This is a genomic window from Phenylobacterium sp. (assembly GCF_036563285.1).
In the GTDB taxonomy this organism is placed as follows: domain Bacteria; phylum Pseudomonadota; class Alphaproteobacteria; order Caulobacterales; family Caulobacteraceae; genus Phenylobacterium.
In genome coordinates this window covers 71587-94111 of the sequence record NZ_DATCMR010000008.1, presented here as the reverse complement: position 1 = coordinate 94111, position 22525 = coordinate 71587, and the positions used below count along the sequence as shown (strand labels likewise).

Annotated in this window: 18 protein-coding genes; 10 read left to right on the top strand and 8 right to left on the bottom strand. The window is 71.6% G+C overall.

What is annotated here, in order from left to right:
- Window positions 1–1914, bottom strand: coding sequence for a TonB-dependent receptor plug domain-containing protein (locus tag VIL76_RS08760; protein WP_332044639.1), 1914 nt, complete (start codon window positions 1912–1914; stop codon window positions 1–3).
- Window positions 1915–2178: 264 nt separating this feature from the next.
- Here VIL76_RS08760 and VIL76_RS08755 point away from each other — a divergent pair, with 264 nt between their 5' ends.
- Complete coding sequence (locus VIL76_RS08755; protein WP_332044638.1) at window positions 2179–3477, top strand: MFS transporter; 1299 nt, start codon at window positions 2179–2181, stop codon at window positions 3475–3477.
- Here VIL76_RS08755 and aroQ read toward each other — a convergent pair.
- Complete coding sequence (gene aroQ / locus VIL76_RS08750) at window positions 3474–3911, bottom strand: type II 3-dehydroquinate dehydratase (RefSeq protein WP_332044637.1); 438 nt, start codon at window positions 3909–3911, stop codon at window positions 3474–3476. The two genes, VIL76_RS08755 and aroQ, sit on opposite strands and share 4 nt — an antisense overlap.
- A gap of 138 nt (window positions 3912–4049) precedes the next feature.
- On the opposite strand from aroQ, the gene VIL76_RS08745 reads away from it, so the two are divergent.
- A complete protein-coding gene (locus tag VIL76_RS08745; RefSeq protein ID WP_332044636.1) occupies window positions 4050–5453 on the top strand; it encodes a carboxylesterase/lipase family protein in 1404 nt (467 codons plus the stop codon).
- On the opposite strand, the gene VIL76_RS08740 is transcribed toward VIL76_RS08745, so the two are convergent.
- Window positions 5450–6097: a helix-turn-helix domain-containing protein gene (locus tag VIL76_RS08740; protein ID WP_332044635.1), complete on the bottom strand. Its 648-nt coding sequence runs from the start codon at window positions 6095–6097 to the stop codon at window positions 5450–5452. The two genes, VIL76_RS08745 and VIL76_RS08740, sit on opposite strands and share 4 nt — an antisense overlap.
- A gap of 108 nt (window positions 6098–6205) precedes the next feature.
- Here VIL76_RS08740 and VIL76_RS08735 point away from each other — a divergent pair, with 108 nt between their 5' ends.
- Together VIL76_RS08735 and VIL76_RS08730 are read left to right on the top strand one after the other, a co-directional pair.
- Window positions 6206–7777: an AlkA N-terminal domain-containing protein gene (locus VIL76_RS08735; protein WP_332044634.1), complete on the top strand. Its 1572-nt coding sequence runs from the start codon at window positions 6206–6208 to the stop codon at window positions 7775–7777.
- Entirely contained in the window at window positions 7758–8297 is a 540-nt protein-coding gene (locus VIL76_RS08730; protein ID WP_332044633.1) for a methylated-DNA--[protein]-cysteine S-methyltransferase, read from the top strand. Before VIL76_RS08735 ends, VIL76_RS08730 begins: the two co-directional genes overlap by 20 nt.
- Here the strand turns inward: VIL76_RS08730 and VIL76_RS08725 are convergent, their stop codons facing one another.
- Complete coding sequence (locus VIL76_RS08725; RefSeq protein ID WP_332044632.1) at window positions 8298–8720, bottom strand: YciI family protein; 423 nt, start codon at window positions 8718–8720, stop codon at window positions 8298–8300.
- Window positions 8721–8975: 255 nt separating this feature from the next.
- On the opposite strand from VIL76_RS08725, the gene VIL76_RS08720 reads away from it, so the two are divergent.
- The 6 genes from VIL76_RS08720 (at window position 8976) to VIL76_RS08695 (ending at window position 18609) form a co-directional block, all read left to right on the top strand.
- Window positions 8976–9920: an SPOR domain-containing protein gene (locus tag VIL76_RS08720; protein WP_332044631.1), complete on the top strand. Its 945-nt coding sequence runs from the start codon at window positions 8976–8978 to the stop codon at window positions 9918–9920.
- 109 nt (window positions 9921–10029) lie between these two features.
- Window positions 10030–10260, top strand: a complete 231-nt coding sequence (locus VIL76_RS08715; RefSeq protein ID WP_332044630.1) for a hypothetical protein — start codon at window positions 10030–10032, stop codon at window positions 10258–10260.
- 123 nt (window positions 10261–10383) lie between these two features.
- The gene (locus VIL76_RS08710; RefSeq protein ID WP_332044629.1) at window positions 10384–14247 is read left to right on the top strand and encodes a M10 family metallopeptidase C-terminal domain-containing protein; all 3864 of its coding nucleotides are present in this window, start codon (window positions 10384–10386) and stop codon (window positions 14245–14247) included.
- Window positions 14248–14364: 117 nt separating this feature from the next.
- Window positions 14365–17178, top strand: coding sequence for a polar localization protein TipN (locus tag VIL76_RS08705; RefSeq protein ID WP_332044628.1), 2814 nt, complete (start codon window positions 14365–14367; stop codon window positions 17176–17178).
- Entirely contained in the window at window positions 17175–18143 is a 969-nt protein-coding gene (gene dgcA, locus VIL76_RS08700) for an N-acetyl-D-Glu racemase DgcA (protein WP_332044794.1), read from the top strand. The genes VIL76_RS08705 and dgcA overlap by 4 nt, the downstream gene beginning before the upstream one ends.
- A 19-nt stretch (window positions 18144–18162) precedes the next feature.
- Window positions 18163–18609 (top strand): DUF4112 domain-containing protein, encoded by a 447-nt coding sequence (locus VIL76_RS08695; protein ID WP_332044627.1) that lies wholly within the window; start codon window positions 18163–18165, stop codon window positions 18607–18609.
- Here VIL76_RS08695 and VIL76_RS08690 read toward each other — a convergent pair.
- The 4 genes from VIL76_RS08690 to VIL76_RS08675 form a co-directional block, all read right to left on the bottom strand.
- Window positions 18606–18971: a DUF6152 family protein gene (locus VIL76_RS08690; protein WP_332044626.1), complete on the bottom strand. Its 366-nt coding sequence runs from the start codon at window positions 18969–18971 to the stop codon at window positions 18606–18608. The two genes, VIL76_RS08695 and VIL76_RS08690, sit on opposite strands and share 4 nt — an antisense overlap.
- 18 nt (window positions 18972–18989) lie before the next feature.
- Window positions 18990–19199, bottom strand: a complete 210-nt coding sequence (locus VIL76_RS08685) for a hypothetical protein (protein ID WP_332044625.1) — start codon at window positions 19197–19199, stop codon at window positions 18990–18992.
- 15 nt (window positions 19200–19214) lie between these two features.
- Entirely contained in the window at window positions 19215–20027 is an 813-nt protein-coding gene (locus VIL76_RS08680; RefSeq protein WP_332044624.1) for a glycosyltransferase family 2 protein, read from the bottom strand.
- A gap of 71 nt (window positions 20028–20098) precedes the next feature.
- Complete coding sequence (locus VIL76_RS08675; protein WP_332044623.1) at window positions 20099–22525, bottom strand: TonB-dependent receptor; 2427 nt, start codon at window positions 22523–22525, stop codon at window positions 20099–20101.

Sequence of the window (22525 nt, the reverse complement as noted above, 5' to 3'; positions counted from 1 at the left end):
TCAGCGTGTCCAGCGCAAGGAGATGAAGGCGCTGCGCGGGACCTCCGTGCGGCGGGCCTCGCTCGCCTCGGGATGCTGGTCATGCAGCAGGTTGAGCCCGGTCACCGCCAGCTCCAGCTGGTCGGTCACCTGCCAGGCGAGCCGGGCGCCGGCCTCCACGTAGCCCCGCGTGCCGACGTACTGGGCGATGTTCAGGCGCGGGACCTCGTCGTAGATCCGCGCGCCGACGTCGAGCGACAGCCGCTCCGTGATGCGGAAGTGCGAGCGCGCCTTGGCCCAGTAGCCGGGGTCGGCGCCCGTCGCCTCGAACTGCGAGATGTCGAGACTGCCGGGCTTCAGCCGGAAGTGCTTCTCGAGGACGGCGCCGCCGACGCTGACCCGCCACCAGTCGGCCACCTGGATGTCGGCCCAGGCTTCGAGGCCGTAAGTCTCGCCCTCGAGCGTATTGCCCACGAAGATCGGCAGCTGCCCGCCCGGGCCGGAGAACTCGTTCGTCCGGAGCTGGTCGTAGTCGTGGTAGAACAGCGACACCGACACGTTCGACCGGTCGGTTACCCGCCCTCTATATCCCAGCTCGTAGGCGACGAGCTTCTCGGAGCCCATCCGCCCCGGCTCGACGACCCCAGGCAGGGTGAAGTCGCGCTCGATCCGCGACGGGTTGCGGATCGCCCGGGATACGGCTCCCCACACGAACTGTCGGTTCGTGACCTGCCAACCCAGGCGCACGTTCGGCATCCATTCGGCCCGAGTAAAGGTGTTGGTCTCAAGCTTGAGCCCGAGCGTCAGCATCAGCTCGGGGCTGAGCGCGATCTCGTCCTGGACGAAGACGTTGCCTATGTCGACGCGCCGCTTCGGCGGCGAGAGCAGCTGGGGATCGGAGAGGGTCCGGAACTCATCGCGCGTGATCCGGTAGCCCGCGCCCCAGACCACGTTGTGACGGCCGAGCGAGAACGAGTGCTGGCCCTGCACGTCCCAGACCCGCAGTTCGTCATGGATCAGCCGCGCCTCGCGCTCGATCTGGTCGTAGTAGGCCTGGAACTCTAGAGCCGACCGCTCGCCGAGCCGCCGCGTCCAGCGCCCCAGCAGGTTGCCGCCGCGGACATAGCCGCCCATGGCGCCTAGGCTCTCGTCGATCGTGCTGTCCTGGATGTCGCCCTGGATCGTGAAGGTGTCGCGGTCGCCGGCCCAGTCGGTGCGGAAGCCCCCCTGCCAGCCGTCCCACCCGTCGCTGGCGCTGTCGCCGTCGGCCAGCTTCAGGTCGCCGCGCCGGAAGGCGGTGAAGTAGACCCGCCCCGCGCCGACGTCGCCGATCTGCCGCCCGACGCGCAGGCGCAGGTCGCTGTCGAGCGTGCCGGCGTTGACGGCCGCCAGCAGTCCCTGGGTGTCGAAGGCGCTCTTCGAGGCGACGTTGACGACCCCATTGACGGCGTTGGCGCCCCAAAGCACGCCTCCGGGTCCGCTGATCACCTCGATGCGGTCGAGATCCTCGAGCAGGGCGTGGTGTTGGTCCCAGTCCACGCCGGAGAACAGCGGCGTGTAGACGCTGCGGCCGTCGATCAGGACCAGCAGCTTGTTGGCCGATTCAAAGCCGGCGAATCCGCGCGCAGTGATGGAGTAGTCCAGCGCATCGATGCGCATCACCTCGAGGTTCGGCGCGAGCCGCAGCGCCTCCGGGATGGTCAGCGCGCCGGCGCTGCGGATCGCGTCGGGGGTGATCACATAGGCGGACGAGGCCGCACGGCTGAGCGCCTCCGGACGCTTCGAAACCGAGGTGATGCTGATCTGGGAGAGCTCGTCGATGGACAGCTCGCCGAGCTCGCGGGCGACGCCCTGGTCGGCGTTCTCCTCGCCCTGCACGTCGGCCAGCGCCGGGCTTGCGACCGCGGCCAGCGCCAGCACTGAGGCAGACAGCATGGCAGCCGGTCCGGCCAGTCTCCTGCAGTGTCGACGAATCATCCCGGCTCCCGCGCGACCTGAATCGAGAACCCCCCGGCCCGGGATTCCGATTAGCACAGCCGGCCGGAAAGTTCAGACCGCACGCCCACTTGCGTCGGCTTCTCGACCCGGTGGGAGGCGGGCCTTGGCGATCCCGGGACCGGCGTGCATAGATGACGGCAAGGTAAGGGGCGCGCTGAAGCCGGAGCAACCGGCGGCGTCCCAGTCGGGGGGAGCTTTGCAATGAGCGCACAAGGTGTGGCCGGCCGTGGGACGGTGGGCGGGTACAGCTACTTCGTCGCCATCTTCCTGGCGCTCATCTACACGTTGAACTTCCTCGACCGGCAGATCATCTCGATCCTGGCCGAGCCGATCCGCAAGGACCTCAACCTCACCGACACCCAGCTCGGCATGCTGGGCGGCATCGCGTTCGCGGCCTTCTACACGACCTTTGGGATTCCCGTGGCCTGGATGGCCGACCGCGGCCGGCGCGTGTGGATCATCTCGGGCGCCTGCGCGCTCTGGAGTCTGTTCACGGCGCTTTGCGGCACGGCCACCAGCTTCGTCCAACTGGCGCTCTACCGGATGGGCGTAGGTGTCGGCGAGGCCGGCGGCTCGCCGCCCTCCTACAGCCTGATCTCCGACTACTTCCCGCCCGAGAAGCGCGGCACGGGCCTCGCGCTCTACTCCCTGGGCGTGCCGGTGGGCTCGATGCTCGGGGCCTTCGCCGCGGGCCGGATCGCCGCCGCCTACGGCTGGCAGACGGCCTTCTTCGCCCTTGGCGTCCCCGGCATCATCCTCGCCATCGTGATGCTGTTCGTGGTGAAGGAGCCAAAGCGCGGCGGCCTCGACCCGCACATCGACGGCAAGGAGCACGAGCCCCCGCCGCCGATCTTCACCTCGGTCGCCGCCTTCTTCTCGAACCGGACCCTGGTGCTGACCGCGGTCTCCAGCGCGCTCTCCGCCTTCGTCGGCTACGCCGCGCTGAGCTGGAACCCGCCGTTCCTGATGCGGGTGAAGGGCATGACGCTGACCCAGGTGGCGGACTTCTACGCCATCATGCTGGGGGTCACCGGCATCATCGGGACCTTTGCGGCCGGATGGCTGGTCGACAAGCTCGCCAAGCGCGACCGGCGCTGGTTCGCCTGGGTCCCGGCGATCGGCTTCGCCATCACCATCCCGTTCTGGATCCTGATGCTCTGGGCGCCGACCTGGCAGCTCGCCCTCGTGTTCATGGCCGTGCCGGCGCTGCTCAACACCACCTACCTGGCCCCGGCGCTGACGGTGGTGCAGAACGCCGTCCCACCGGGTCAGCGGACGATGGCCGGCGCCGTGCTGCTGTTCATCCTGAACATCGTCGGCCTCGGCATCGGCCCGGTCTACGTGGGCCGGATCTCCGACGCCATGAAGCCGGAACACGGCGACAACTCGCTGGCGGTGGGCTTTGCCTGGCTCATCCCGATCATCGTGCTGACGGTGGTCGCCCACATCGTCGCCTCGATCTCGATCGCTCGCGACAAGCGGCTGGCCGCGGCCCTCTAGGCGAGCGCCCCCACCAGGTAGTCGATGGCGAGCGCGTAGCCCGCGACCCCCAGGCCGCTGATCGTGCCGGTGGCGGCCTGCGAGAGCAGGGTGCGGGCCCGCCATTCCTCGCGGCGGTGGATGTTGGAGATGTGCACCTCGACGATCGGGCAGGGGCACATCTTCATGGCGTCGAGGATCGGAACCGAGTGGTACGAGAAGGCCGCCGGATTGATCACGATCCCGGCCGCTTCCGTCCTCGCCTCCTGCAGCCAGTCGATAATCTCGTATTCGCGGTTCGTCTGCCGCGCGACGAGGCTGAAGCCATGCCGCTCGGCGGCGGCCTGGCAGCGGGCCTCCACCTCAGCGAGCGTCGTGGAGCCGTAGATCTCCGGCTCCCGCTGGCCCAGCAGGTTCAGGTTCGGCCCGTTCAAGAGGTAGATGACGCCGGCCATCGGCTCGTTCCCCCGTCTTCAGCGCGCCTTGTGCCACAAAGGGGTTTCCGACGTCTTGCCCCCCCTCGATATCCGTCAGCCGTGACTGTAAGCTCACGCCAACAGCCGCGAAGACGGGAAGATCCAAGGGAGGCATCCATGAAGACCGTGGCCGGACTTGCGTCCGCATTGATCCTGATCGCCGGCGGCGCGTCCGCCGCCGAGCCGCCGCGGGCCGTGATCGACACGGGCCGGCTCGTCGGCGCGTCGCAGAACGGCGTGAACGTCTTCAAGGGCATCCCCTTCGCTCAGCCGCCGGTCGGCGTCCTTCGCTGGAAACCGCCCCAGACGCCGGCGCGGTGGCAGGGCGTCCGCGACGCCACCCAATTCCAGCTGCCGTGCCCGCAGCCGATCAACGCGGACGGCCGCGCCAATGGCGGCGGCGTCTCCGGCGCCACCAGCGAGGACTGCCTCTACCTGAACGTCTGGGTCCCCCCGAACGCGAAGAACGCTCCGGTCATGCTGTGGCTCTACGGCGGCGCGGGCTACCTCGGTGGCGCCCACCTGGGCGCCTACAACGGCACGTCCTTCGCCCGCGACGGCGTGATCCTGGTCACCGCCAACTACCGCCTAGGCGCGCTGGGCGGTTTCGCGCATCCGGCGTTGACCAAGGCGGCGGCTCCGAACGAGCCGCTGGGCAGCTACGCCTTGATGGACGCCGTCGCCGCGCTCCAGTGGATCCAGCGCAACATCAAGGCCTTCGGTGGTGACGCGAAGAACGTCACCCTGTTCGGCCAGAGCGCCGGCGGGGCGATGGTCACCAGCCTGCTGTCGGTGCCCAGCGCCAAGGGGCTCTACCACAAGGCGGTGATCCACTCCGGCGCTGCGCTGCGGCCCGGCCAGTCGCTGGCCGACGCCGAGGCCGCCGGCGCGAAGATCGCCGAGGCGGTGGGTCTGCCCGGAGCCGCCGCCACTGTCGAGCAGCTGCGCGCCGTCCCCGCCGACAAGTTCGTCACCACCCAGGCGGCGCGCTCCGGCACCGGCGCTGTCGTCGACGGCCGCTTCCGCACCATGGCCACCGTCGATGCACTCAAGGCTGGGACGGAGATCGATGTGCCGCTGATCGTCGGCACTAACAACGGGGAGGGCGGCCAGGAGCCGGCGCTGGCCGTCGTGCAGCAGGCCGCCGACGGCGCGCCCTCGTTCCTCTACCAGTTCGCCTATGTGCCGGCCTGGCGGAAGACCGAGCAGCCGAACGGCGCGCCGCACTCGGCCGAAATCCCCTACGTCTTCGCCAGCCTGAACACGGCGGCGACGGGCGGGCTGAGCCGGGTGACCGACCACGACCGGGCGGTCTCGGAGCGTATCCACTCCTGCTGGGTGGCCTTCGCCAAGGCCAAGCCGGTCGGCAACTCGATCCCCTGCGCGGGCGGCTTCTCGTGGCCGGCCTACACGGCCTCCGGCGACCAGGTGGCGGTGTTCGGCGAGGCGCCGGCGGTACAGGCGGCCGCCAAGCTGCCGAAGTACGTTCCCCCGCGGCCGGCCCAGGCCGCGGCCCGCTAGTCCTGTTCGGCGCCGCCATGCTGGTCCGCCCAGGCCAGCATGGTGTCGTGGAGCAGGGCGACGGCCGCGTTGACGCCGCCCCGCATCTCCGGCTGCAGGGCGTCGATGGCGAGGCCGCGGATAGCTGCGGCGTATAGCTGGACGATGGCGTCGACCCGCCTGCGGTCGGTGAAGCCCAGGCGCTGAGCGAGCGGCCAGATGCTGTCTTTGTGCCGGCGGTCGAGCTCGACGGTGAGGGCGGCGAAGCGCGGGCCGCAGACCGGGTCGCTGCGCGAGGCCAGCAGCAGCTCGATGCGCGCCAAGCCCACCGGATGGCTGTACTCGCCCCACAGTATGTCGACGAGGGCGGCGAACCGCTGGCGGTCGTTGCGGATCGGGGTCAGTTGGGCGGCGTGCGCCTGGCCCATGTGGCAGCGGATGTACTCCATCGCCGCGATCATCAGTTCGGCCTTGCTGGGGAAGTGGTGCAGCATGGCCCCGCGGCTCACGCCCGCCCGCTCGGTCACCAGCACAGTCGTCGTCTGGTGGTAGCCCACCTGATGCAGGCACTCGATCGTGGCGGAGAGGATCTTCTCCCGCGTCGCGGCGCTGCGGTCGGCGTTACTGCGCTTGGGCCTGGCGGCGATGTCGTGGATGCTGCTCAAGCCGCGCGCCCCTGCTGATCGGCGATCATATACAGAGGCCGGGACTGCGGCCAACCGGGCGGCGGCCACCGGGCATCCGGTCCGAAAACCGCCAGTGCGCCGCCATGAGTGTCCGAAAACCGCGAGACTCCGCGGACCAGCGCGCCCATCCTCAGCGGCATGGACATGGATTTCGAAGCCTGCCGCCGAGCCTTCCTGACCCGCGATCCGCGGTTCGACGGGCGCATCTTCGCGGGCGTGAAGACGACGGGGATCTACTGCCGCCCGGTCTGCCCGGCGCGCACGCCAAAAGCCGAGAACATGACCTTCTTCCCGACCGCGGCCGCGGCCCAGGAGGCGGGTTTCCGCCCCTGCCTGCGCTGCCGGCCCGAGAGCTCGCCGGACCTCGGCGCTTGGCGGGGCACCTCCAACACCGTCTCGCGGGCGCTGGCGCTGATCGAATCCGGCGCGCTGGACGCCGGTGACGTGGACAGCCTCGCGGGGCGCCTTGGCGTCGGCGAGCGCCAGTTGCGGCGCCTGTTCAAGCAGCACCTGGGCGCCTCACCCGTCGCGGTGGCCCAGACCCGCCGCGTCCTGCTCGCCAAGCAGCTGATCCACGAGACCCACCTGCCGATGGGCGAGGTGGCGCTGGCGTCCGGCTTCGGCAGCGTGCGGCGTTTCAATGAGACCTTCCAGCAGCTGTTCGGCCGCGCCCCGAGCCTCTTGCGCCGCAGCCACGCGGCCGACGTGACCGCCGCGGCCGGCGGTATCACCGTGCGCCTGCCCTATCGCGCGCCTTACGACTGGGACGGCATCATCGGCTTCCTGGCCGCCCGCGCCATTCCGGGCGTCGAGACCGTCGCGCCGCGCCGTTACGCCCGCACCCTGGCCGTCGACGGAGCCCGCGGCGTCGTGATCGTCACGCCGGGGGCGGGCGATTACCTGGTGGCGGAGATCCGCTTCCCGAAGGTGCACGCCCTGCCAGCGGTGATCGCCCGCATCCGCCGCGTCTTCGACCTCACCGCCGACCCCGGGCTCATCGGAGACCATCTCAGCCAAGACCCGGCGCTCGCGCCCCTGGTGGCGGCTCGCCCGGGCCTGCGGGCGCCCGGCGCCTGGGACGGGTTCGAGCTCGCGGTGCGCGCCATCCTTGGCCAGCAGATCACCGTCACTGCCGCGCGCAATCTCGCCGCCAAGCTGGTGGAAGCCTATGGCGAACCGATCGACGATCCGGCCGCCGCCGCCCTCGGCCTCTCGTGCGTCTTCCCAACGCCGGAGCGGCTGGTCGGGGCCGACATCGCCGCCCTCGGCATGCCAAGGTCGCGCGGGGCGGCGCTGGAGGCGCTGGCCCGCACCGTGGCCGCGGACCCCACGATCTTCACGCCCCGCGCCGACCTGGAGAGCGCCATCGCCGCGCTGTCGGCCCTGCCCGGCGTCGGCGAGTGGACGGCCCAGTACATCGCGCTGCGCGAGCTGCGCGAGCCGGACGCCTTCCCGCATGCCGACATCGGCCTGCTCCGGGCGCTCACCGACGAGGCCGGGGCTCGGCCGACGCCGCAGCAACTGCTCGCCCGCTCGCAAGCATGGCGGCCGTGGCGCGCCTACGCGGCCCAGCACCTGTGGGCCGCGGACGCGGTCCAGCCCCCGAAAGCCAAAGAAATCCTCACGAGGAAGAAGACCGATGCCCGCCGCGCAGCCTGAGACCCTAACGCTCGACCGCCTCGCCACGCCGATCGGCACGGCGCTGCTGGTCACCGACGAGGCCGGGATGCTCCGGGCCTTCAACTGGACGGACTACGAGGCGGCCATGCGCCGCTGGATCGGCCGCCACTATCCGAACGCGCGGCTGGAGGAGGGCAGGGCGCCCGCCCCGGTCCGCGGCCCGTTCGAGGCCTATTTCGCGGGCGACGCGCGCGCATTGGGGGCGGTGCCCTGGCGCGCGTCCGGGACGGCGTTCCAGCTGAAGGTCTGGGAGGCGCTGTGCACCATCCCGGCCGGCGAGACGCTCAGCTACCGCGGCTTGGCGGAGCGGATCGGCCGGCCGTCGGCCGTGCGCGCCGTCGGGCTGGCCAACGGCGCCAATCCGGTGGCGGTGGTGGTCCCCTGCCACCGGGTGATCGGGACCAACGGCAGCCTCACCGGCTACGGCGGCGGCCTGCCGCGCAAGGAGTGGCTGCTGGCGCACGAGGGCGCCAGCTTCCGGGGCTCGCTCGCGGCCTGATCAGGCGCCGCCGGCCCGCGCTCGCAGCCGCTGTTCCTGCTCCAACAGCTCAGGCGTGAGCGCGTCGCCGAAATCCTCGTTCTCGAAAATCGGGCGCAGCTCCAGCTCGCTGGGGCCCGGCATCGGGTTGGGGCAACGTTTGGCCCAGGCGACAGCCTCGTCCAGGTCCTTCACCTGCCAGATCCAGAAGCCGGCCACGAGCTCGCCGGTTGCCGAAAACGGGCCGTCGATGACGGTGCGGTTCGGGCCGTCGAAGGCGATCCGCTTGCCGCGCGCCGACGGGTGCAGGCCTTCGCCGGCCTGCATGACGCCGGCATTCACCAGCTCCTCGTTGTACTTGCCCATGGCCTCCAGGAGGTCCGTCGACGGCATAGCGCCCGCCTCGCTGTCGGCGGTCGCCTTCACCAGAACCATCACGCGCATCGAACTCGCTCCCTTCTGCTGGCCGGTGGTCGGCCTCTTCGCTTCTAGGACGAACGGCGGGCGGCGTCGCCGACAACGTCGCTGGCGGTTGTCTTTCTGCAAACAGAGGTTGTCTCGGCCATGTACGCGGCATGCGCCCGCCTCTCGTCAACAAACAACGCTAGGTGGAAGTAGGGCCCGCCAAGCTATTGTTAAGACTAACAAAACCTTCGCCGCCCATCCTGACGGGCGGCGAGTTGTCGCGGGGGACTGCTGATGCCCGGCGTCCGGGTGGGCCAGGTAGCGGCGTTGTTGATCGCGGCCGTTGCGGGGTGCGCGGCCCTGTCCGCGTGCGCGGCGACGAACGGCCCCACCCCCACCGGCGCGGGCGTCCGCGGCCTGTTTCGGGCCGGCAGCTCCTCCTACCCTGGTTCCGGCGGGGCCTGGTACGCACCCGTGCAGCCGCCGCAGTTCGCCAAGACCGGGACCGCCGCCTGGCATGGCTCGGCGCGGCAAAAGGGCCGCCTCGGCGCCTGGGTCGCCCGCGTCTTCCGGCGCGGAAAGGCTGCGGAGCCTGCCATGCCCACCGCGGTGATCGCCGCGGACGCACCGCTGGCCATCCCGTCCATCGTCAGCGTCACCAATGTCCAGACCTTCGCCACCGTGCAGGTGCGGGTGGAGCAGCGCGCGCCCTTGCGCGGCGCCCTGATCAGCCTCAGCCGCGACGCCGCCGCCGCCCTGGGCGCCGATCCCGCCAGGCCGCTTGCGGTGCGCGTCCGCTACGCCGGCCCGGTCGTCGTCTATCGCGAGCGGCCCGACACCCGGCAGGCGGCGCGAAGGCCTGCCAAGCGCGACGTCCAACTCGCCGCCGCGGCGCCCGCGACGCCGCCGTCGGCCCCTGTTCCTGCGCCGGCGCAGGAGCCGGTGCGCCTCGCCGCCGCCGAGCCGCTCCCCAAGCTGCGCTCCGCCTTCCTGCCGCCGCCGCCGCTCGCCGCCTGGCGGGTGCAGGCGGGCGCCTTCGCGGAGCGGAAGAACGCCGAGCGCGCCGTTGTCATGCTGAAGGCCGCCGGGCCCGCGGCCGTGGAGGTCGTGCAGAGCGGCGAGCGCACGCTCTACCGGGTCAGCCTGCACGCCCCCGCCGACGCTAGCCGCGCCGAGGCCCTGCGCCGCAAGGTGGTGGACGCGGGCTTCGCAGACGCCCGTGTCATCCGCCTGTCCTGATCCGACCGCAACATTGCGAAAATTTCACGCTGGCAGCCGTCGCGGCACGGCCCAGGTTCTTCTATAACGACGGTAGCCGGAATCGCACCGGCCTCAGGGAGGCTTCGCAATGACGACTTTGACGGAAATCGTCGCCTCCGTGGTGGTGCATTCCTCGGCCGTCGCCTTCTCGCATTTCGGCGTCCAGATCGACACGCCCAGGCTCGATCGGCCGACTCCCGTCGTCGAGCGCACCGTCGCCCGCACGCCGCAGCGCAAGCTCGAGAAGCTTTCGGACAAGCTGTCTGCGCCGGCGGAAGACTGCCCCGACCAACCCAAGGCTCGGATCCTCAAGGCCTAGCGCGCGCCGTCACGGCAGCGCCGGCTCCATACGGAACATTCTAAAATCCCCGTCGGTTGGTCGTGGCTCGGCCGGCTGGAGAGGCGGCTGCGCGCGCCTGTCCGCTAGCTGGGGAGCTGTCCCGTGCCGTCCGCGCCAACCATCACCCAAGTCATCGATGACGTCGTTCCCGACGGCCAACCGCCGCAGTCCATCCCGAACGGGGGCGTCACCAACGACGCCGAGCCCGTCATCCGCATCTCGCTCGGGGGTTCGGGCGCGGTGGCGGGCGACACCCTCGTGCTACGCTCCAACGCCCGCTCCAGCGGCTATGGGACCTACGACACCGCCGTCGTTCTAACCGCTGACCACGTCGCCGCCGGCTTTGTCGAGATGTCGCCGGGGGTCAAGTATGGGGACGGCAGCTTCACCACGCTGGTGAATTACGCTGCCGGCGGATCCAGCCCGGTGTCCGATCACTGGTTCCTCCGCTTCGATCTGGAGACGCCCCGCGCCGGCGTGCACTACCAGACCGACGCCCCGGCTGGCGGCGGAGTGACCAGCGACAACACCGTCGAGCTCCGCTGGTCGCCGCTCTCCGGCGGTAGCTTCCAGGGGCCCTACCACGAAGGCGATACGTTCCAATTCACGGTGGACGGCCACCCGGTGGGCCCGCTCTTGGTGCTCAACGCCGAGCAAGCGCTCAATCCCTACAGCGTAAACTTCAGCTTCACGACCGAACCGCTTTCCGATGGTGAGCACGTGTTCGGCCTGCTGAGCCGCGACGCCGCCGGCAACAGCGGCTCGGGCAACCCTGGTGTTCGCCTGACCGTCTCCAACCGCCCGGCCCCGACCATCCTGGAGGTAGTCGACGACGTTGGGCCGCAGACGGGTCCGGTGCCGGACCTGGGCTTCACCAACGACACTCAGCTCACCGTCAAGGTGTCGATCGCGGGCGCCGGCGCCCAGGCGGGCGACAAGCTCGTCCTGCACTCGGACTACCGCGGCGGCGAGACCCTGACGGTGCTCACCGCTGCCGACATCGCCGCCGGCTATGTGGTTGCCCCCGCGCCCAGCCTTCAGGACATGTCGGGCGCCGACTGGTACCAGGACATCCAGGCTGCCATCCGGTACGAAAACGGCGGCTCGCCGTACACCGGCGCCTGGACCGCCGACCACCGCGTCCGCATCGACACCACCCCGCCGCGCGCCCCGTCGATCGAGAGCGCCTCGGATGACGGCGGCGCCCAGCACGGGACCATGACCAACGGGGCGACCACCGACGACGCGACCCCCACCTTCAACCTCATCGTCGACAATGACGGCAATCCCTGGCAGCCGCCGCCGCCGCCGCCGCCGGGCGTGTCGCCTGGCCACCCCAGCGCGCCGCCGCACGCCAGCTCCACCGTCGGCGAGCCCGTGAAGCTGTTCGCCAACGGCGAGTTCGTCGGCCAGGGTGTCGTGGGGTCGGGCTCCACGCTGTCGATCACCTCCTCGCAGCTGGCGCCGGGGACCTACAGCTTCACGGCCATCGCCTACGACAAGGCCGGCTACCAGAGCCAGGTCTCGCAGCCGTTCACGCTCACCATTGCGGCCTCCACGCCAGGGGACAGTTCGCCCGTGCTGAAGGGCGCCGACGGCTCGACCACGCTGCCGGTGCTGACGGTGAACGAGGCGAACCTGGCCAAGGGCACGGCGCCCGACGCCGCGGCGCTGACGAAGACTGCCTCCATCCTGGTCGACGCGGCCGACGGCGTGGACGACCTCTGGGTCGGCCAGAACAGCATCGTGACCAACGGCGTCTACGCCGGCCCGGTCTCCTACAACTTCGGCTCCGGGCGCATGACGGTCACCTATGACACCGCCGCCCAGCGACTCGACCTGAGCTATACGCTGCAGAACGCCCTGAACCAGGGCGGCCAGCGCGAGACGAACTACTCCGAGACGGTCAAGGTCGTCGATGCCGACGGCGACCTCATCCAGAACGCTTTCGGGGTGAAGATCATCGACGACGGCGTGGTCGCCGTGGACGACAGCCGCACCATCCAGGCGGGCTCGACGACGACGCTGACCGGCAACCTGTTCGCCAACGACCGCGGCGCCGACGGCTTCCGCCTGCTGAGCGTCGGCAACACCGAGACCACGCGGGGCACGCTCACGGTCCAGCAGGACGGCAGCTACAGCTACCAGCTGAAGCCGGGCGCGACCGCGGGGGAGGACGTCTGGCAATACGCCGTTCAGAGCGGCGATGCCTCGTGGGGAACGCAAGCCACAGGCGCCTTCCTGCGCATACAGGTGGCCCAGGCCCCGAGCGGTTTGGGCCAGGTGATCAACTCCGCGGGTCCGGGCTCCACCCTCACCGGCGGTGCGGGAAACGACACCCTGAACGCCAGCCGCGGGCCCGACGTGCTCACTGGCGGCGGCGGCGGCGACAAGTTCGCTTGGGCCGACGTCCCCTGGAGCAACGCGACCGTCACCGACTTCGCGCTGGGGAGCGATCGGCTGGACCTGTCCGGCGCGCTGGCTGATGTGGGTTACACCGGCTCCGACCCGGTGGCTGACGGCTACATCCGGCTGGTGACCGGCGGCGGCGGCAACACCTGGGTTTACCTCGACAGCGACGGCCGCGGCACGGCCGACCAGTGGGGAACCTTCATCATCGACCTAAAGGGCGTGACCGACGGGCGGAGCTACCAGCCCAGCACCATCACGTGGGCGCAGCTCACCGGCGGCGGGTCCGGCGAGCCCCCGCCGCCTCCGCCCCAGGCGTCTGTCGGCTTCTACACGAGCAACTACCTCGGGCAGAACGAAGGCTCGAGCGGCGTCACGACGATGCGGTTCACGGTGAACCGCCAGGGCGAGACCAGCGGCCAGACGACCGTTCAGTACTCGGTCCTTGGCGCCGGCAGCGCGCCGGCCGACGCCGCCGACTTCTCGGGCGGGACCATGCCGGCCGGGACGCTCACCTTCGCCCCGGGCGAGACCTCGAAGTTCATCGACATCGCCGTAGTGGGCGACAGCTCGGTGGAGCCAAACGAGGGCTTCACGATCAACCTGCAGAACGTCACCGGCGGCACGCTCGGCCCGTCGGCTGCGCGCGGGGACATTCTCAACGATGACGCCGCCCAGCCGCCGCCCTCCGGGGGCCAGGTGATCAACTCGCCCGGGCCGGGCTCCACACTGACTGGGGGTTCGGGGAACGACACGCTCAACGCCAGCCGCGGGCCCGACGTGCTCACTGGCGGCTCCGGGGCGGACAAGTTCGCTTGGGCCGACGTCCCCTGGAGCAACGCGACCGTCACCGATTTCGCGCTCGGGAGCGATCGGCTGGACCTGTCCGGCGCGCTGGCTGATGTGGGTTACACCGGCTCCGACCCGGTGGCTGACGGCTACATCCGGCTGGTGACCGGCGGCGGCGGCAACACCTGGGTTTACCTCGACAGCGACGGCCGCGGGACGGCCGACCAGTGGGGAACCTTCATCATCGACCTAAAGGGCGTGACCGACGGGCGGAGCTACCAGCCCAGCACCATCACGTGGGCGCAGCTCACCGGCGGCGGGTCCGGCGAGCCCCCGCCGCCTCCGCCCCCACCGCCGCCCCCTGCAGGCGAGGGCGTGGTGGTCACCTCGCCGGGGCCGGGCTCCACCCTCAACGGCGGGGCGGGGAACGATACCCTCATCTCCAGCCGCGGCTCGGACGTGCTGGTCGGCGGCGGCGGGGCAGACCACTTCGAGTTCCGTGCGGAGAACTGGGCGCCGGCCGAGATCCGCGACTTCCAGGCGGGCGCCGACAAGATCGACGTCTCGGCCATGCTGGACGCGGCGGGCTACACCGGCTCCAACCCCTTCGCCGACGGCTGGCTGAAGCTGATCTCGGATGACGCCGGCGGGACCAAGGTGCTGTTCGACCACGATGGGCCTGGCGGCAACCCGGTCTGGCCGAACTACATCATCCACGTGGTCGGCGTCGGGCCGGGGCAAATCGGCGCGGGAGACTGGATCCTGTAGTCCTGCGGCCAAGCCGGTTTGCGTCGGCCTCCATCGTGGGTAATCCTTAGGCGGTAGCGCAAGTTGGGGGCGCGGACGCCGCATTTCGGCCGCCCGCGGGAGTGGAAGGACGGCCGCATGACGATCCGTAGACGCCAGGCGCCGACGAACTTCGGGGCGTCTGGGGACGCCGCGGAGCCTCTCCGCGAGGCTGCGCCCACCGAGCCGCTCATCGCCCCGGCCGCGGAGGCCGCGCCGGCTGCGCCGCTGCAGCCGCCGCCGCTCGCCGGCGAGGTGACCACCAGCCCGCCGCGTCCCGTAGCCCGCAGGCCCGGGAAGGCCGCCGCCCCGGAGGGCGCCTACGCCACCCCGTCCGGTTGGCCGATCTACCTGCTGGCGCTGGTGATCTCGGTGCTTTGGGCGCTCGCGCCCATCGCCTACGCATTCGGCTACCGCCGGGCGATCGCCCCGTTCAACGTCGACGCCTTCGCGATCGGGGTGTTCGCCCTGCTGGCCATCGGGCCGGCGGTCTTCGTCTGGGGCGCCGCCTACATGATCCGGCAGGGGCAGAAGCTCGCCGCCGAGAGCCGGCGCGCCAAAGCCATGGCCGAGGAGATGCTGGCGCCGGCGCTAACCGCGGCGGCCCGCAGCGGCCACGTGGTGCAGGGCATCCGCGACGAGATCCAGCGCGCCGGAGAGGCCGCCGACGCCGCCCGCGAGACCCTGCTGGCGCTGCGCCAGGCCATCGCCGCGGAGGCCGAGACCTTGGTCGACGCCACCCGCTCGTCCGTCCGCACCGCGCAGGAGCTTGCCGGGACGCTCGGCCGCGAGCGCGCGGAGCTGGGCCAGCTCGCGCAGACCCTCGACGTGCAGGCCGCTCGCGTCGTCGACGCCGTGGCCGAGCAGGCGCGCACGGTCGTCCAGGCCACCGAGACCGCGGAGGGCCAGATCCGCCAGGCGGAGGCGGCCCTCGCCCGCACCCTCGACACCCACACCGCGCAGGTGAACGAGACCATCTCCGAACAGGCTCGCGCGGTGACCGACGCCGCCGCCGGCGCCGAGGCCCGCCTTCGCGAAGCCCAGGGCTCGCTGTCGCAGTCGCTGGACGGGCAGGCGGCAAAGATCACCGAGACCATCGGCCAACAGGCCCGCATGGTCGCTGACGCCGCCGAGGTGGCCGAAAGCCAGCTGAAGGAGGCCGAATCGGCTCTGGCCGCCCGCGCCGCCGATCTCGTGGCCGCCGCCGGGGAGGCTGGCGACGCCGCCCGCACCGCGGGTGAGGACCTCGTACGCCACATCGCCCGCCTCGAGAGCGCCGGAACCGGCGTGGCCGAGCAGGTGAGGGCTGTGGAAGGCGGCCTGTCCGAGCAGCGCCAGGCCCTGATCACCTTGGCCCAGGCGCTGAGGGGCGACCACGAGGCCTTCGCCGCCGAGGCCGAGGCGCATGCCGCCAAGCTCTCCGAGTTCATCAGCCAGGCAAGGCTCTCGGCCGCCGAGATGAGCGACCGGGCGGCCAAGGGCGGCGAGACGCTGAAGGGCCTGATGGCCGACGCTGCCGAGCAGTTCCGCGACCTTGCCGAGACCGCGCGCGCCGAGCGCGAGGAGTTCGGCCAGTCGACGGTGCAGTCGCTGGACGCGGTCTCCCAGGCCGCCGCCCGCGAGCGCGCCGAGCTGGAGGCGCAGACCCGCGCGGCCATCGAGGCCTTGCACCGAGCCGCCGAGGAGACCCGCGAGGCCGCCGCCCGCCACGCGACCACCGCGCGCGAGCAGGTGGACCAGCTCTCCGAAGCCGCTTTCACCGCTGGCCAGAAGGCCAACGAGGTCTTCGAGAAGCGGCTGGAGGAGGCGCGCGCCCTGGTGGAGCAGTCCTCGAAGATGGTCGACGAGGCCGGCGCGGCCACCGCCCGGCGGCTCGACGAGGGCGCGGCCGCGGCGCGCGCCACGCTCACCGAGCTCGAGGCTATGATGGGCGAACTGGAGGCCCGCGCCGCCAGCCTGCCGGTCGCCGCGCGTGGCCAGGTGGACGCGGTGAGGAGCGCGGTGGAACACGGCATCGACGCCTTGATGGACGCCGCCCGCCGCACCGCCGAGGAGGCGCAGGCGATCGACGTCGCCTTCCAGGAGCGCGTACGCCGCAACTTCGAGATGCTCAGCGAGGCTGTCCGGCTCATGGGCTCCGCCGCCGCCGCCCCGCCGCCGCTCGCGGCCGCCTCGCCGCCGCCGCGCCCACCGGCCACGCCGCCCGTCCAGCGCGCACCGATGGCCAGCTTCTCGGCCGCCTATGTGCCGAAGCCGCCGCCTGCGCCGGCGCCCGAGCCTGAGGCGGAGGAGCCGGACCTCGAACTGGACGACCTTGTCGAGCCGGCCCCCGCTCCGGCCGGCAAGGCGGCCAAGCCCGCCGCCGCCGAGACCCCGCTCGCCCAACGCCTGGGTCTGCGTCCGCGCCTGAAGCTCACGCCGACCGCCACAGACGAGGAGTTCAGCCAGGTGTTCGAGGCCGCCGGCGGGCCGCCGCCCGCCGCCGCAGCCAAGGACAACGAAGGGTGGGGCTGGAAGGACCTGCTGGCTTCCATCGACGGCGGCGAGGCCGATCCTGCCGCCCTGGAGAAGAAGCTCACTGCCGAGCTCGGCGAGATGGGCGTGGACCCCGCAAAGTTGCTTCTCAAGGCCCGCGTGGACGAGGTCGCCGCCGCCGTGCAGACCGGCGATATGGAGGGGGCCCGCAAGGTGGTCCGCCGCCTGGCGCCCGCCGCCACCCGCCGGATATCGCGCCGGCTCGCCGGCGACGACGACCTGCGCCGGCGCGTCGAAGGCTACCTCTCGGCTTACCAGCCGCTGGTGCAGGACGCGGCGGTGAAGGACCCCGAAGGCTTCGCCATGGCCGAGCTCCTGGCGAGCCCCGGCGGCCGGCTCTTCCTGTTGATCGACGCCGCCGCGGGGGACATGGCCTGAGGCGTATCTCAGCCCGCGCCGAGCGCTGGCCGCTGGCGGCCGCCTTCGTCATCGCCCGCGGCGCCAAGATCGAGGCCGAGGTTGTCGTCGTCGAGATCGCCGACGGCGCTCACGTCGGGCGCGGCGAGGCGGTGCCCTACGCCCGCTATGGGGAGACCGTCGACGGCGTGCTGGCGCAGCTGGCCGAAGTCCCGCGCGAAATCTCGCGGGACAGGCTGCAGGACATCCTCTCGCCCGGCGCCGCCCGCAACGCGCTGGACTGCGCCCTGTGGGACCTCGAGGCCAAGCAGAAGGGCGTCCGCGCCTGGACGCTGGCGGGGCTTTCCCGCCTCGACCCGGTGAAGACCTGCCTCACGATCAGCCTCGGCTCGCCGGAGGAGATGGCGCACGCTGCCAGCGCCGAAGCGCGCCGCCCGATGCTGAAGCTTAAGCTCGGCGGGCCCGACGACCTCGACCGCGTCGAAGCCGTGCGCGCCGCCGCCCCGAAGACGCGCCTCGTCGTCGACGCCAACGAGGCCCTGAGCTTCGACGACCTGCAGCGCCTAGCCCCGGAGCTCGCCCGCCTCGATGTCCAGCTCATCGAGCAGCCGCTGCCCGCCGGCCACGACGCGGAGCTGGACGGCTACGACAGCCCCGTCCCCCTCTGCGCCGACGAGACCCTCCACACCCGCGCCGAGCTCGCCGCCTGCCGCGGCCGCTATGCCTATGTGAACATCAAGCTCGACAAGGCGGGCGGGCTCACCGAGGCGCTCGCCCTCAAACGAGAGGCGCAGGCGGCCGGGTTCGAGATCATGGTGGGGTCGATGGTGGCGACCTCGCTGGCGGCCGCGCCGGCAATGATCCTGGCGCAGGGCGTGAAGGTCGCCGATCTCGACGGGCCGCTGCTGCTTGCCCGGGACCGGGAGCCCGGCCTGACGGTGACCGGATCGATGCTGGAACCGCCGTCATCCGAACTCTGGGGCTAGCCGCGGCGTTGAAGCCGCCATGGACGTCACCCAAGACCGCGCCCACCGCGCCTGGCGCATCGCCGAGCGCATCCGCCGCCTCTCCGACCGGATCGTCGGCGTGGGGCCCATCGGCCTGGGCCTCGACGGCGTGCTGGCGTGGGTGCCGGGCGCGGGCACCGTCTACTCGGTGGGCGCCGCGGGCCTACTGATCCACGAGGCCATCCAGGCCGGCGCTTCGAAGGGCACGCTGATCCGCATGGGCGCCTACCTGGCCGCGGACAGCGCCAGCTCCACCATCTGGCTGGTGGGCTCGCTGGTGGACACCCTGTTCCCAGGCCACCTCATGGCCGCGCGCGCCCTGCAGAAGGACATCGAGAAGCGCTTCGGCAAGGCCGAGATGCCGAAGACCGGCCTCGGCCTGCGGCGCACCGCCGATCCCGACGTCGTCGACCTCCCGCAGACGGAGTGGCAGGTCCGACGCTAGTCCCGGTTGGGATAGAGGTCGTAGGTCTTGCCGCCGACCACCAGCCGTTCAGTCTTCATCTCAAGGCGCTGCGCGTCGCGATGGCGATGGCCGCGGGCCGTGACCTTGGCGCCCGCCGGCAGCGCGTCCGGCCGCAGCCCCGCCCGCTGGATCGCCGGCATCGGCGCGAGCATCACGTCCCAGACCCCGCCCTGGGCCCTCACCTTGACCAGGCCATGGGGATTGACCAGCTCCGCTGCGACCACCGTGCCGGACAGCTCGAACTCCTCGTCCAGATAGCCGGCCCAGCCGTGATGGGCCGAGGCCGCGGTGGCGGCCGCCAGCGCCGCGGCCGTCAGGGCTCCAATGAGGGGCATACGCATGTCGGTCTCCCTTCGTGATCAGCCGGCCGGTGCTCGCCCACCACCTTGCCCGGATTGAGGATGTTCTTCGGGATCGCGCGCCGTGTTCAGCGCCCGCATCAGGGCGACCTCTTCCGGTGTGCGGGACAGGCCGACGCCGGCGATCAGGTGCAGGTTGCCGGCGAGGTCGCCGGTGACGAGGGCGGCGGGGCCGAGCGCGCGTTCGATGTCCTGGAGGACATTCTGCATCCGCGCAGGATAGCGTCAGCGGGCGCCGAGGCCCACCACTTCCGGATGCTCGACGGGAACGGCGGCGGCGCGGGCGCGGGCCTCGATCACCTCGCAGGCGCGCAGGTGGGCGAGCACCGGGTACAGCGCGCCGCAGAGCGCCGCCAGGAAGCCCAGACGGCCTTCCCGCCACGCCTGCGCACGCAGGTAGGCGGCGGCGAAGGCCCGGAGCCCGCGGAAGAGGGCGCCCGGCAGGGCGCCGGGCCGGCGGGCGTCGGCAAGGTCCTCGGCGGCCAGCGCCGCCAGGGCGTTCAGCCGCTGGACCAGTTCGGCGGAGTTGTCGGCCAGGTTGCGGCGCAGCGCGCCCTTCAGGGCGCCGGCGGGCGCGCCGGACATGGTCGCCTGCGCCACGCGCCGGTCGGCCCAGGCTTTGGCCCAGGGGCGGTAGAGGCGGGGGCTCTTCACGGCGGAGAGGCCGCCGGTCCAGCCGCAGCGGACGAGGTCCTCGCCGACGTAGTTGTGTATGGGGGCCTCGAACCAGTCGCCGACCGGCTTCATCTTCAGGGTGGCGCGGATTTCCCAGGCGAGGGCAGAGCTGACCTGCTCGTCCGGGGCGACCTCGAAGATCCAGTCGCCCGAGGCGGCCTCAAGGCCGGCGGCGCGGCGCTGGCTCTCCAGGGGGAAGATGCCGCTGACGACCACCGCGCCGTGGCGGCGCGCGATCTCGGCGGAACGATCCGTGCAGCGGTCGGCGACGACGACGATCTGGTCGCAGAAGGAGAGGCTGCGCAGGCACTGCGACAGCTGGGCTTCCTGATTGTGCGCGCAGACGAGCGCGGTCAGCCTCACCACTGAACAGCTCCTCCTGTCGGTATGACGGCGCCGCTTGGGCGCGCCCCCCAGTGGGCTAACGCCGATTTTCAGAAAGCGGCGGCGAGGCGCAGGCCGATGGTGCGTGGGCGCTGCGGCGTGACCTGGCGCACCTGGCTCAGGCTGAAGGGGTTGCCGTAGGCGAAGGTGTTGCCCGCCTCGTTGGCCGGGTTCGATATGAACAGGCCGGCGCTCCAGGCCTCGCTGGCGACCTCCGCCGAGAGCTTGGCGTTGACGTAGTTGCCGCTGGCGGTGGGCAGGGCGGCGTTGAACGACTGCACCGAGGCCCCGACGTAGCCCGCCTCGCCGGCCAGCCGCAGGGTCAGGCCGCGGGGCAGGCCGCGCTCGTAGATGGCCAGGAGGCCGCCGGAGCTCTTCGGGACGCCGGGCAACTCGTCGATGATCGGCATCGGCGGCGCGGCGGCATTTACCAGCGGGAAGTCGGGATTGACCCGCGTCAGGTCGGAATTGGCCAGCATCACATTGGCCTGCAGCGACAGGCCGAAGTCGAAGTCGTAGCCCACCTCCGCCTCCAGCCCGAGGATGCGGGCATCGCCTACATTGGCCGTATAGGAGAGGCCCACGGCGCGGTACTGGTCGGTCTGGATATCGTCCCAGAGGTCGTAATAGACCGCTGCACGGACGCCCAGCCGACGGTCCAGCAGGCGCAGCTTGGCGCCCACCTCGTAGTTGCGCAGCCGGTCGGGGTTGAACTCCAGCCGGCTGGGCCGGATCGGGAAGAAGCCGCTGGAGTTGAAGCCGCCGGGCCGGTGCCCCTCGGAATAGAGGGCGTAGACCAGGTCGCCGTTGTCGAACGTCCGCTGCACCGACAGTTTCGGCGACAGCCCGCGGAACCGCCGGCTGTTGTCGCTGGCGCGCGACGCGAAGGGCGCCACCGCGACGATCTGCGACGATGTCCGCACGCGGTTCTCGAAGAGCCGACCGCCCAGCGAGGCGCTCCAGCCCGGGGCGAATGCCCAGCTGCCTTCGCCGTAGAGGGCGAGCTCGCTCAGGCGGCTGTGGCGCGCCTCGGAATAGATGGTGGCCAGGGTGGCGGCGCCGGAGACCTGGTGGCGGAACGTGCCGGGCGTGTGCTCGTCGGTGTCGGCGAGATAGACGCCGGCGAGCCAGCTGAAGCGCCCGGTCCCGAGCGAGCGCAGCACGAGGTCCTGCACCCACATGTCGACCGCGGCCCGATCGATGTAGATGGCCACGCCCTGGTCGCTGAAGCCCAGGTTCACCAGCGCCGCCGAGGCGTCGTAGTGGCTGGCGAAGATGTGGCGCACGAAGGCCAGCGAGGAGGATAGCCCCACCTCGCCCAACTCGCCGCTCACCGTGAGCCCGGCCTGGGCGAAGTCGTTCTTGTGGGCCTCGCGCACCCGGTTGGCGCGCTGGTCCCGGGTCTGGGTGGCGGTGGTGTACTGGGTGTCGCTGGAGCGCAGGTGCTGGCCCATGGCGGACAGGTCCACGCGCCAGGCGGGCGAGAGGTCGAGGCGCAGGGCGACCCGCCCGCCCTCCCGCAGCACGCGGTCGACGTTGGAGATGCGCAGGTTCACGTCGTCGAGGTAGCCGCCCTGGACCTCGTGGTAGCCCACCAGCCGCAGCGCCGCGCGGTCGGAAAGGAGGGGGACGTTGACGTAGCCCTCGGCCTCGTAGCTCGGGTCGCCGCCGTCGGTGGCCGCCACGAGGCCGGCTGCTCCGCCGCCGAGGCGGCCGAGCTCGGGCTTGCGGGTGACGATCCGGTAGATGCCGCTGATCGCGCCCGAGCCGTAGAGCGCCCCCTGCGGCCCGCGCAGCACCTCGATCCGGTCCACGTCCACCAGCCGCAGGGCCGGATCGGGGGCGTTGTAGTTGATCGGCGTGTCGTCGAGGTAGGTGGAGACGGTGGACCGCGCCCGCCCGGTGAAGGCGCCGTCGGAGATACCCCGAACCAGGAACTTATCGCGGCCAGGCCCCAGGTTGGTGGTGAGCACGCCCGCGACCTGGGCGGTGGTCTGGGAGGGGTCCGCCGCGCCGGTGAGCTCGATCTGGCCCTGCGGGATGACGCTGACGCCGGCGGGCAGGCTGCCCACCAGGGCCGGGCGCTTGGTGGCGGTGACCAGCACCTCGCCGACCAAGGTGGTGGGCCGCACGGGCTCGCTCACCGCCGGCTCGGGCGCGCGCGTGCCGATCCGCACGGTGCGGGGGTCCACGATGCGGAACGTGCAGGGGGCGCCCGCCGTGAGCCGGGTCAACGCCGCGCTGAGGGTGTAGGCCCCTCTGAGGCCGGCCTGGCCGGCGACGCCGCAGGCCTCGACGCCCACGATGGAGACCTGCGCCTGCAGGCCCAGGTCGATAAGGGCGTCGGCATAGGGCTTGGGCGGGATGGAGAGGCGGAATCTCGGCTCCGCGGCCTCGGCTCGCAGGCAGGCGAGCAGGCTCAGGGCCGCCCCGCCGGCTAGCGACGTCAGATGCCGAACCTTAGGAATCGCCCCCAA

Coding starts and splice junctions, on each gene's coding strand:
- VIL76_RS08720 (WP_332044631.1), top strand. CDS start 8,976: ATGCCCGGCGTCCGGGTGGGCCAGGTAGCGGCGTTGTTGATCGCGGCC.
- VIL76_RS08745 (WP_332044636.1), top strand. CDS start 4,050: ATGAAGACCGTGGCCGGACTTGCGTCCGCATTGATCCTGATCGCCGGC.
- VIL76_RS08705 (WP_332044628.1), top strand. CDS start 14,365: ATGACGATCCGTAGACGCCAGGCGCCGACGAACTTCGGGGCGTCTGGG.
- VIL76_RS08695 (WP_332044627.1), top strand. CDS start 18,163: ATGGACGTCACCCAAGACCGCGCCCACCGCGCCTGGCGCATCGCCGAG.
- aroQ (WP_332044637.1), bottom strand. CDS start 3,911: ATGGCCGGCGTCATCTACCTCTTGAACGGGCCGAACCTGAACCTGCTG.
- VIL76_RS08730 (WP_332044633.1), top strand. CDS start 7,758: ATGCCCGCCGCGCAGCCTGAGACCCTAACGCTCGACCGCCTCGCCACG.
- VIL76_RS08725 (WP_332044632.1), bottom strand. CDS start 8,720: ATGCGCGTGATGGTTCTGGTGAAGGCGACCGCCGACAGCGAGGCGGGC.
- VIL76_RS08690 (WP_332044626.1), bottom strand. CDS start 18,971: ATGCGTATGCCCCTCATTGGAGCCCTGACGGCCGCGGCGCTGGCGGCC.
- VIL76_RS08685 (WP_332044625.1), bottom strand. CDS start 19,199: ATGCAGAATGTCCTCCAGGACATCGAACGCGCGCTCGGCCCCGCCGCC.
- VIL76_RS08715 (WP_332044630.1), top strand. CDS start 10,030: ATGACGACTTTGACGGAAATCGTCGCCTCCGTGGTGGTGCATTCCTCG.
- VIL76_RS08760 (WP_332044639.1), bottom strand. CDS start 1,914: ATGCTGTCTGCCTCAGTGCTGGCGCTGGCCGCGGTCGCAAGCCCGGCG.
- VIL76_RS08755 (WP_332044638.1), top strand. CDS start 2,179: ATGAGCGCACAAGGTGTGGCCGGCCGTGGGACGGTGGGCGGGTACAGC.